Source organism: Enterobacter cloacae complex sp. IR5403 (assembly GCF_049238705.1).
Lineage (GTDB): Bacteria > Pseudomonadota > Gammaproteobacteria > Enterobacterales > Enterobacteriaceae > Enterobacter > Enterobacter hormaechei_C.
Genome location: NZ_JBMKHP010000010.1, coordinates 140527 through 150646, shown reverse-complemented (window position 1 = coordinate 150646; position 10120 = coordinate 140527). Strand labels below are relative to the sequence as shown.

Below are 10120 nucleotides of genomic sequence, written 5' to 3'. Positions count from 1 at the left end.
GGCTGATTCAAGGCATTTACGGGAGAAAAAATCGGCTCAAACATGAAGAAATGAAATGACTGAGTCAGCCGAGAAGAATTTCCCCGCTTATTCGCACCTTCCTTAAGTGCCTTGCGGGTCTTGTCTCCAGTTTTCAAAGCCTCGAAGACAAGTTCTGGGTTGAAATATTTAATGTTGATTCTCCTTGCGTTAGATACACGAAAACACCGTCCAGGGGAGAACGTTATTAACGTTGCCTGATAGTGCGGTGTGATTTGGATTGTTTGGGTCAGGCTGGATGCCTAATAAGATGACGGGATGAATGCTTTCCTCACCCGACAAAACTTACTATAACATGAAATGATTTCAAAGTCAATAGCTAATTTCAAAATTAAGTGAATTAAAATTTTAACACACTCAAGCTATTTGTTCAACCCCTTCTCACACTAACAAAACCTCCTGTATCGCGTTCTGAGAGCTTTTGTGATATCAGTAGTATCTGCATTCCCTACCATCTCAAAACCGCTTACAGCGCGTCTGAGGCGTTCTATTCGCATCACTTCCGCCCTCTGGCACTTACCGAAACCAATAGCACAACTACAGAGGGATAACGGTAGTTATCAGGATAGTAGGTGTTGGTATTGGATTGAGGCTGGATGAACTGGAGCCATCAGCGAACAGTGAAGCCTTAGCCACTGACTTACTGAAACCTTGCATGGGTGAACGTTAGTTCATGAATGGATGGTTGAGGTTCGTCAGCTTATCAGATGGTCAATCAACGGTAGTTGGTTGGTCAGATGGTAATTCCGCGCACAGCGCAATGGTATTCGCCCACGGCGAAATCATCGTGTGCAGCCGTTTTCACGGTGGCAACGCCATTGCACCATACAGAATGTATAGATAACGCTTTGCTGCGTCGCGAGCGGAACGAGGCCGAACCCGAAGCCCGACAGGGTAGCGAAGGTGTGAGCTTGCCAGGAGTGACGGCGAGAGACGCCAGGCAAAAGATCTTTGCGACAAGCGCAAAACCATAAAAGAATAAAGATCATTCTTATTAGGTTAATTGTTATTAACTTATTCTTATCGGGTATCAGACTTGATAGGGGTACTCCTGTCAAAGTTGATAGGGGTAGGGGTATCAGTTCTGATAGGGGTATCAATCTTGATAGGGGTATTCATTGGGATCTGGAGTGCCGAATACTCGGGCTTTTCCCCTGTATCCTTTCTGAACAGTCGGCTTTTTCCCGTGTATTACGAAAGTACCAAAGCGTTACTTTCTCCGATTCAGTGGTGCAAATGCACCTCAATTTGAGGGTTATCCAAAGTACCGTCGCCCTTCACCCAACGGTAGACCCTCGCCCTTCACCCAACGAATCGCACATGCAACAATCCTAAGAACAGCCAGAGGAAAATATTAGGTTATCCCTATCGAAACCCCACATTAATAACGTCAAAACCTATCTTAAATGACAGGTAAAGATCCTGGGTAAATGTAAGCTAAAGTAGATTGTTCACTTTCATTGTCAGAATGATCAGTTTAGCCAAACCGTTGTGTAGTGCTGAATACAGCGCCATTTGTCATGAAAACTACTTTGCACCCGTGCCAGATTCGTTGAACGAGTTTTCTAAATTGAAACGATGTTTCTTTTTCCATGCCAAAACCCGCCAATTAATTAGCATTCTAATCATTTCTTGATGCAATCAACTCAGGTGAGAATTATTATCATCTATCGTGCAATATCGCCCCGCTTCGATACACATTAGTAAAGTGTATTCTGTAACTCATTGATTCTATTCAATCAGTACACTTTTCAATCACTTCACCGTGCGAACAGGGGTAACACCCCACCATAGAAAATAAATTTCTTGACATAACCACCCTTTCATGAATCATTGGCTAAATTGAATTTATTGTTAATTTTCAATCTGTTACAGATATTCGGTGCTGACGGACAGCAGAATTGGGGCGGCCTTGATCACGCCGTTAAGCAACTCAAGCAACCGCGCACACATTTTGATCATTTTGTGCTCTTCTTAAACATACGTATCGTGCAACCTGTTGAAAATGATCAATTTCTGATCAATGATGTTTTCACCGAAACGAACAAGAGGAGGGATAAAGAATGGAAGGTATCGCAGTTGCGCTTAAAAGCGCGGAGGACGTGAAAGCAGTGGCGGCAGAGCTACGACGCAATACCAGAACAAACCTGTTCTACTGTGCATGGGTGATGCAGTATGAGAGCGCATTACGTATCTCTGACCTGTTAACCCTCACCTGGTCACAATTCAGTGCAGGGAAAACGCATATCGAGGTGAAACAGCAGAAATCTAAACGAAAGGCAGATCCTAATAAGAAGGTGAAACCGCTCCGTATCAAGATTACTGACACCATGCGGAAAATCGTAGAGATGCGGAGAGAGGAACAATCCACTATGCCTGTGAAGACGGATTTCATCTTTAGCAAAGGCGATCTCCGTAGCAGAGGCAACGCCGTAACTCGTAACACTGTGTTCACTGAGTTCAGCAAGATCGGGCGTAGAGTGGGATTCTCTAACGTAGGGTGTCATACCCCGCGAAAATCAAAAGGACGAATTTTATTCCGTGCAGGTGTGCCGATTGAACAGATCGCCCTTCTCCTGGGCCATGCTGATCCACGGTCAACGCTCTTTTATATTGGTTACACGCTCGAAGTAGGCGACGAATTGACAGAGGAGTTTAGCCTTGAAATCTAAATATCTTGTGCTGACGCTGGCGCTATTACCAGCCCTGGCTAATGCCGGACAAATTACGATGACCAACCCACAGGAGGAACAGACGGAGAACGGAAAAACGCTATGCGTGTATGAGAACACCAATTACCTGTTCACATACGTTACGAGCGCTCAGAGTTGCTCGTATGCAAAAACATTCAGCACAGAGGATTCAGAAAATTGAAGAAGGAAGAAAAGCCGATCACCAGCTTTATCTGGTGTGGTGCAACGGTGTGCGTTTATACGCAGGTAGTGAAGTTTGCAGGGACGACGATACAGCGTCATCTGTTACCGAGAAATTTACGTAATGCTGTTAATAGTGCTGTGCAGGATGCTGAGAACATCCCACACAGCGATCCGACAAACAACAAACCACCACGGAGAGTTAGTAATGTCAGACCATCAGATCATAACAATGAGCCTTCGATTACTGCAAGGGGAAAGCAGGTACGCCAGTACAGGAAAGGCTGATATACGTATTCGTGTTCCGGCGATGAAAGGTAGCCAACTGAAAGCCTTGCTTGATTACATACGCGCGTTGAAGTGAAGAAGCGGGGGGCGAGTTGCCCCCTGACCTTATGCCTTGATTAGCCATTTAGGAGGGATTTCGAGCCATTTCTGACTCTCTTCATCGTAGAAAAATACATCATCTACACCGTGTTCAATCAGATTCACTGGTTTCTCACCTATCGGGAGAGACAACTCCTCAATAAGAACAGCCAAAACACTATTCACCTGATCATTGCCATCCCAGGCAACATTTTTTTCCATGTGTTTTCCATGAAATCCATAGCGGATACGTAACTGCTTGTTGGTCATTACCATCCCCCTACTGTTTGCATTGTCTTGGTACATTGATTCAACAAAATCTCGTTGCTCTCCAGTCAAGGCGAGTATCTCCAACAAAAGAGTTAACTCCCTTCGTATTGATTCCTTATCTGACATACCCACCCTTGAGTGATTAAGATTAATCTCAGGTTATACAGGGTGCAAAAATTGTGCAACTAACAGATTTTGGACAATAGAAGCCTAATGCCCGTTGGTGGTAAGACAACACGCGGAGCCGTTAGGCGACAACATCAGGGATATGTCAGACAGTGAAGTTTATCAGGATGACCATGTACCCGAAGGAGCGAGGCCGAACCGCTGGCAGAGCCTACATATCGTTTGTAGGTACGAACACCACCATAAACCTGTTTATTCCCTGCAACGTCATCAGCGACGTGTGGCATGTGGGAGCATCGGCAAAAAATGCGCTTCACTATAAGCGTTTGGTATAGGTTTAGAGACGGTGGCACGTCTTCCAGCTTCAAAGGGAAAAGCGATACGAGGTTGAGCCTGGGAACTACTCGCCACTATGTGCTAACATACCAAAGCCATTAACAAACACAGTGGCTTTTGTACGTGATGAAGAATTGACATTTTCTACTGGTCAATGAGACGGAATTTTCACACTAACTCATTGATTTAAAAGAAAATAAGGTACTGAATGCCGAAGGCCGGACTCGAACCGGCACGTATTTCTACGGTTGATTTTGAATCAACTGCGTCTACCGATTTCGCCACTTCGGCACTGAAGGGGATGCGGAAACGTTGTGGATTATACCTGTCGCGCGCCGCCATGCAAGCGACGACGCGCGAAACCCGCGCTAAGTGCCCAAAAAACCAGCGCCCTGGTTACTCCAGCTCAGACACCGCCAGCCGAATCACCCCTGCCGCCTTCTGCTCCGGCAGCGCCAGCACCTTCGCCCACATTTCCTGCACCATATCGCAGGAGAGCTTCTCCTTGCCCACCGCCTTCTCCGGCATCTGCAACAGCTGGATGTCCTCGCCGTACTTATCGGCAAGTTCCTTCATAATCGGTCGCACATCCTCGACAGCCGCCTCACGTTCGGCCTGCGTCACGGTGTGGCGTTTTTTGCCGTAGGCCGCACGCATCATGTCGGCGTCGGCCTGCATGCGCCGCGTCATCAGGTCTTTATCCAGCATGCGCATCGGATTCACGCCGCCCTTCACCGTCGGGTAGAGGAAGCGGAAGCAGGCGTCGTCGCTCACCTTCTGGATGGCGGCGGTCTGCTCCATGTTGATGGTCATGTAGTTCACCACGTTGGCGTCCGGGGCGTTTTGCAGGCGCGACATCTGCAAGTGCAGGATCTGCGGCTGGATGGTGTCGATAATCTGCTGCTCCGGCTCGCCCGCTTTTTGCAGGGCTGCCATCTGGTCGAGGATGCGCTGATGCAGCGCGGGCTCCTGCTCCTTAATCACCTGCCAGGCAGGCATCGCGTTGAGGGTGGTATCAATCTGCGCTTCCGGAGCGCGTTGCCTGTCAAAGAACACCCAGAACGCCACGGCGGCGACCGCGACAATAACAACGACCGTACTGATCCACGTTTTTTTCATCTCGCATCCTTATCCTTGCGTTATGCCGGTTTACACCGGCACGCCGCTATGGAAGCGAAACTCGTGGTCCGGTGTCGAGATAAGTGTGGCTTCAATTTCGCCAAAAAGCTGTATGCGCGGTGAGATATCGTCGTCGCTCACCTGCCGGGCAAGCGTCAGGTAGTCCTGATAATGGCGCGCTTCCGAGCGCAGCAGCGAGAGATAGAACTTCTGCAAATCATCGTCGAGGAACGGGGCCAGCGCGGCGAAGCGTTCGCAGGAGCGGGCTTCGATGTAGGCGCCGCAGATGAGCTTGTCGATTAGCGTCAGCGGCTCGTGGGTGCGCACTTCCTTCAGCATCCCTCTGGCGTAGCGGCTGGCGGTGATTTTGACGTACGGAATGTCGCGGGCCAGCATCGCCTCGCGCACCTGCCAGAAGTGGTGCAACTCCTCTTTAATCAGCAGCACCATGCTGTCGATGAGCGCCTGGCCCCACGGGTCGTCGGTTTTGGGCATCACGCTTTTGCCAATCTGCTTGTGCAGGGCGATGAAGTCCGGCTCCGGGCCGTCGCGGAAGGTGAACTGTTCGTAGGGCTTGAGCCAGTCGAGCAGCGCATCGGCACCGCTTTCGTCGGCGACGTATTTACGCACCAGCAGCAGCGCGGTCTGGGCGGCCTTGAGCTCGCACACCATGTGGTCGGTGAGCAGCAGCGGCAGGTTCGCCGGGTCGCGGGCTTTATCAATCCATGCTTGCGGGGTCGGGCACTGGAGGAAGTTGAGTACGGGGGCGAGTATCTGCGGGTAATCCATGGTTCTGCCTTGAAAAAAGCGGTGGCGCGCGCCACCGCCTGAATCACTTAGTGACGCACGCCGTCGTCGTCTTCGTCGACGTAATCTTCGTCGTCGCCTTCTTCGCCGTCTTCACCGTTCGGATCTTCGAAGTAGGTTCCCCAGCCGTCGTACTCCACGTCAAACTTCTCGGCCAGGTTCATCAGCTGTTCTACCTGCGCGTCGATCAGCTCCGCCTTCAGCGCGCCTTCGCTCAGGATGTCGCAGCAGATGACGGTGTCGCCCTCTTCCACTTCCAGCTCTTCCGGCTCGGTCACTTCGTAACCCAGCTTGAAGGCTTCCACGGCCATTTTTTCCAGCGCTTCAAAGTCGTCCGCAGAGAAATGGTGCTCGATGGTGTACAGCGCGTCCGGATCGCTACCGTCTTCCAGCAGTTCTTCAATAATCAGACGCGTCTCTTCGCGTTGCTCTTCCAGTAATTCCGGGTTTGCCATGGGTCAATCCTCTTTAAAGTGCGGCAGATACTTCTATTTTCACACACGGACGGGTTTGCCTCCACCTTTGTTGGAAAGATTTGTGAAACGGGGTTGCAAATGAATAATTACACATATAAAGTGAATTTTAATTCAATAAGTGGCGTTCGCCATGCGAGGATAAAATGTCTGATCTGTACAAGAAACACTTTCTGAAATTGCTCGATTTTACCCCTGCACAGTTCACCTCTCTGCTGACCCTTGCCGCACAGCTCAAAGCCGATAAAAAAAATGGCAAGGAAGTACAGAAACTTACCGGTAAAAACATCGCGCTCATCTTCGAAAAAGACTCGACCCGTACACGTTGCTCTTTCGAAGTTGCCGCATTTGACCAGGGCGCGCGCGTCACCTATTTAGGGCCGAGCGGCAGCCAGATTGGGCATAAAGAGTCAATTAAGGATACCGCACGGGTTCTCGGGCGGATGTACGACGGCATTCAGTATCGCGGCCACGGCCAGGAAGTGGTCGAAACGCTGGCGCAGTACGCGGGCGTGCCGGTATGGAACGGGCTGACCAACGAGTTCCACCCGACGCAGCTGCTGGCGGACCTGCTGACCATGCAGGAGCACCTGCCGGGCAAGGCGTTTAACGAGATGACGCTGGTCTACGCGGGCGACGCACGCAACAACATGGGCAACTCGATGCTGGAAGCGGCGGCGCTGACCGGGCTGGATCTGCGCCTGGTGGCTCCGAAGGCCTGCTGGCCGGAAGAGAGCCTGGTGGCGGAGTGCAGCGCGCTGGCCCAGAAGCACGGCGGGAAAATCACGCTGACGGAAGACGTGGCGGCGGGCGTGAAGGGCGCAGACTTTATTTATACCGACGTGTGGGTGTCGATGGGCGAAGCCAAAGAGAAGTGGGCGGAGCGTATCGCGCTGCTGCGCGGGTATCAGGTGAACGCGCAGATGATGGCGCTGACCGGCAACCCGAACGTGAAGTTCCTGCACTGTCTGCCGGCGTTCCATGACGACCAGACCACGCTCGGCAAGCAGATGGCGAAGGAGTTCGATCTGCACGGCGGGATGGAAGTGACGGACGAGGTGTTTGAGTCGCCGGCGAGCATCGTTTTTGACCAGGCGGAAAATCGGATGCATACGATTAAGGCGGTGATGGTGGCGACGCTTGGGGAGTGATCCCCTCTCCCACGTTATTGATTCGGTGCGCTCTTCTTGCCGGGTGGCGCTGCGCTTACCCGGCCTACAAGTCCCGTAGGCCCGTGCAAGCGAAGCGCCGCCGGGCAAACCGGCTCCATTTCATTGATTTTTCACCCCGAAAAAGGTACGTTTTCGCCTTCATTCCAGCGTGGACATGCCAGCATTATGCCGATTATTCAGTCTGTTGAACGTGCGTTGCAGATCCTCGACCTGTTCAACGAGCAGGCCACCGAGCTTAAGATCACCGACATCAGCAAACTGATGGGGCTGAGCAAGAGTACCCTCCACTCGCTGCTGAAAACCCTCCAGCTTCACGGCTATATCGATCAGAACCCGGAGAACGGGAAGTATCGCCTCGGCATGAAGCTGGTCGAGCGCGGTCATTTTGTCGTGGGCTCCATCGATATTCGCCAGAAGGCGAAAGGCTGGCTGACGGAGCTGTCCCGGCGGACCGGGCAGACCACCCATCTGGGGATCCTGGACGGGCGTGAAGGGGTCTATATCGAGAAGATTGAAGGCAAGCTCGCTGCCATCGCCTATTCACGCATCGGCCGCCGCCTGCCGGTTCACGCCACCGCCATCGGCAAGGTGTTGATTGCCTGGCTGGGCGAGGCCGAGCTGAACGCCCTGCTGGAGGGCTATCAGTACACCACCTTTACGCCCGCTACCCTCGCCTCTCGTGAAACCTTAATGAGCGCCCTGGCGCAGACCCGCGAGCAGGGTTACGCCCTGGACAGCGAAGAGAACGAGCAGGGCGTGCGCTGCGTGGCGGTGCCGGTGTGGAACCACGAATCCCGCGTGATTGCCGCCCTGAGCCTGTCGACGCTGACCTCCCGCGTGGACGATGCCGAGCTGGCTAATTTCCGCGAGCAGCTTCAGCAGGCCGGGCTCCAGCTCTCACGCGCGCTGGGCTACCCGGCCTGAGCCGTCAGACCGGCTCGTAGGTGAAGTAGTCGAAGTCCGCATGGCAGCCGTCGCCGCTGATGTCCTCGCAGTGCAGTCCCACAAACGCGCCGGTGAAGAAGCCGCGCCCGCCGATGTAGTCGTCCGACAGCTTCCACGCCTCATACGTCACCGGCACGGTGTGCCACGTCTCGCCGTCGAACGAGTAGCTGTAGCGGTAGACCAGCGTATCCACGTCCACCCTTAGCCAGACGCTCTCCGCACTCTCCGGCACGGGAATGGGCTGCTCGTGCAGCGGCCAGGACGGCACGTTGTGGTCGAGCTGGATCACCTTAATCGTTCTGCCCTGCCCCTCCTCGTAGTCCACAAAGCAGTAGCTCCAGTTTTTGCTGTTGTAGTAGCAGGTCAGCCCCGCGCTCTGCTGGAAGTGGACCGGCGAGAACTGCATCCGCGTCTCGGCCCGGAAGGTGAAGTGCTGCCAGCGGCGCGCCACGGTCGACTGGGTGAATGTCGAGTTGAGCGAGTCGTTGCCGTAGAGCCGTAAATAGCCGGGACGGGCGGTGAGCGAGCCGAGGGTGTCGTCGAACGGAATGCGCAGGGTCTGTAATTCAGGGTCAAGCGCACTGGCGTCGAAATCATCCCGCCAGCTGCCCTGAGCGGCGGCGGGCTGCTCCGCCATCTGCGGGCCTTTCACAGTCAGCTGCGCGTGCTTGCCGCCCTCCACATACGGCCAGCCGTCGCGCCATTCAATGCGGGTGATGCCGGTCTCACGCCCCAGCGGGCAGTAGCCGCGCCCGCCGGAGGCCAGCAGCGGCACGCCCGGCAGGCGCAGCGGGCGGCTGGTGAGGTAGGCCATGTACCACTCCCCGGTGTGGGTTTGCAGCAGCGAGCCGTGGCCGCTCTTTTGCAGCGGGTTCTCCGGCAGGTGCCAGCTGGTCATCATCGTCACGTCCGGGTGCAGCTCGTACGGCCCGTCGATGGTTTTTGCGCGCAGCACCACGACGGCGTGCTCGTAGCTGGTGCCGCCTTCGGCAACCATCAGGTAGTACCATCCCGCGTGGCGATACAGGTGCGCCCCTTCGGTGTAGCAGAGCGGCGTGCCGGTAAACAGCGTTTTGCGCTCGGGCGAGAGGGTGCCGGTCTGCGGGTCAAACGCCTGCATCACGATGGTGTTGTGCGGGTTGCTGTGATGGCGCGGCCCCCACGGGCGGTAGAGGTAGTACTTGCGGCCATCGTCGTCGTGGAACAGGGACGGATCGAACCCGCCGTTACCCATCGGGATCGGCTCGCTCCATGGCCCCTCAATGGACGGCGCGGTGGCGAGGAAGTTGCGGCCATTTTTCCACGGCGAATCGACAATCTTCACGTCGGTGTAGAGCAGCCAGAATTTGCCGTCAGCGTAGCTCAGGCACGGCGCCCAGATACCGCCGGAGTCCGGGTTGCCCTTCATGTCCAGCATCGACACGCGGTCCAGCGGCGTGCTGACCAGCGTCCAGTTTTTCAGATCGCGGGAGTGATAGATGCGCACGCCCGGGAACCACTCGAAGGTCGAGGTGGCGATGTAGTAGTCCTCGCCCTGGCGGCACAGGGACGGGTCCGGGTTGAAGCCGGTCAGGATTGGGTTAGTGATTTCCAT

General features: G+C 54.1%; 10 protein-coding genes and 1 tRNA gene. 5 read left to right on the top strand and 6 right to left on the bottom strand.

All coding sequences use genetic code 11. The features are described from left to right. The first annotated feature begins 2102 nt into the window (after positions 1-2102). Both ACOTW6_RS15235 and ACOTW6_RS15230 read left to right on the top strand, forming a co-directional pair. Positions 2103-2711, top strand: a complete 609-nt coding sequence (locus ACOTW6_RS15235; RefSeq protein WP_058678885.1) for a tyrosine-type recombinase/integrase — start codon at positions 2103-2105, stop codon at positions 2709-2711. Continuing rightward, positions 2701-2913, top strand: coding sequence for a hypothetical protein (locus ACOTW6_RS15230; protein ID WP_040117147.1), 213 nt, complete (start codon positions 2701-2703; stop codon positions 2911-2913). The genes ACOTW6_RS15235 and ACOTW6_RS15230 overlap by 11 nt, the downstream gene beginning before the upstream one ends. A 392-nt stretch (positions 2914-3305) precedes the next feature. On the opposite strand, the gene ACOTW6_RS15225 is transcribed toward ACOTW6_RS15230, so the two are convergent. From ACOTW6_RS15225 to rraB, 5 genes are all read right to left on the bottom strand, one after another. Next, on the bottom strand, positions 3306-3674 hold the full coding sequence (locus ACOTW6_RS15225) for a hypothetical protein (RefSeq protein WP_029497222.1): 369 nt from the start codon (positions 3672-3674) through the stop codon (positions 3306-3308). Between the two features lie 545 nt (positions 3675-4219). Continuing rightward, positions 4220-4301: transfer RNA gene (locus ACOTW6_RS15220), tRNA-Leu, on the bottom strand. 105 nt (positions 4302-4406) lie between these two features. Further along, positions 4407-5129 (bottom strand): topoisomerase II, encoded by a 723-nt coding sequence (locus tag ACOTW6_RS15215; protein ID WP_213789244.1) that lies wholly within the window; start codon positions 5127-5129, stop codon positions 4407-4409. Between the two features lie 30 nt (positions 5130-5159). Next, positions 5160-5918 (bottom strand): tRNA isopentenyl-2-thiomethyl-A-37 hydroxylase MiaE, encoded by a 759-nt coding sequence (gene miaE, locus ACOTW6_RS15210; protein ID WP_213789243.1) that lies wholly within the window; start codon positions 5916-5918, stop codon positions 5160-5162. Positions 5919-5965: 47 nt separating this feature from the next. Then, the gene (rraB, locus tag ACOTW6_RS15205; protein WP_032625251.1) at positions 5966-6391 is read right to left on the bottom strand and encodes a ribonuclease E inhibitor RraB; all 426 of its coding nucleotides are present in this window, start codon (positions 6389-6391) and stop codon (positions 5966-5968) included. A gap of 99 nt (positions 6392-6490) precedes the next feature. Here rraB and argL point away from each other — a divergent pair, with 99 nt between their 5' ends. The 3 genes from argL to xynR all read left to right on the top strand — a co-directional run bounded on the left by argL (position 6491) and on the right by xynR (position 8505). Continuing rightward, positions 6491-6586 (top strand): putative translational regulatory protein ArgL, encoded by a 96-nt coding sequence (gene argL, locus ACOTW6_RS15200; protein ID WP_213083700.1) that lies wholly within the window; start codon positions 6491-6493, stop codon positions 6584-6586. After that, positions 6556-7560: an ornithine carbamoyltransferase gene (gene argF / locus ACOTW6_RS15195; protein WP_045907043.1), complete on the top strand. Its 1005-nt coding sequence runs from the start codon at positions 6556-6558 to the stop codon at positions 7558-7560. Before argL ends, argF begins: the two co-directional genes overlap by 31 nt. 186 nt (positions 7561-7746) lie before the next feature. Continuing rightward, the gene (gene xynR, locus ACOTW6_RS15190) at positions 7747-8505 is read left to right on the top strand and encodes a DNA-binding transcriptional repressor XynR (RefSeq protein WP_062932439.1); all 759 of its coding nucleotides are present in this window, start codon (positions 7747-7749) and stop codon (positions 8503-8505) included. 4 nt (positions 8506-8509) lie between these two features. Here the strand turns inward: xynR and ACOTW6_RS15185 are convergent, their stop codons facing one another. Further along, entirely contained in the window at positions 8510-10120 is a 1611-nt protein-coding gene (locus tag ACOTW6_RS15185; RefSeq protein ID WP_213789242.1) for a glycoside hydrolase family 43 protein, read from the bottom strand.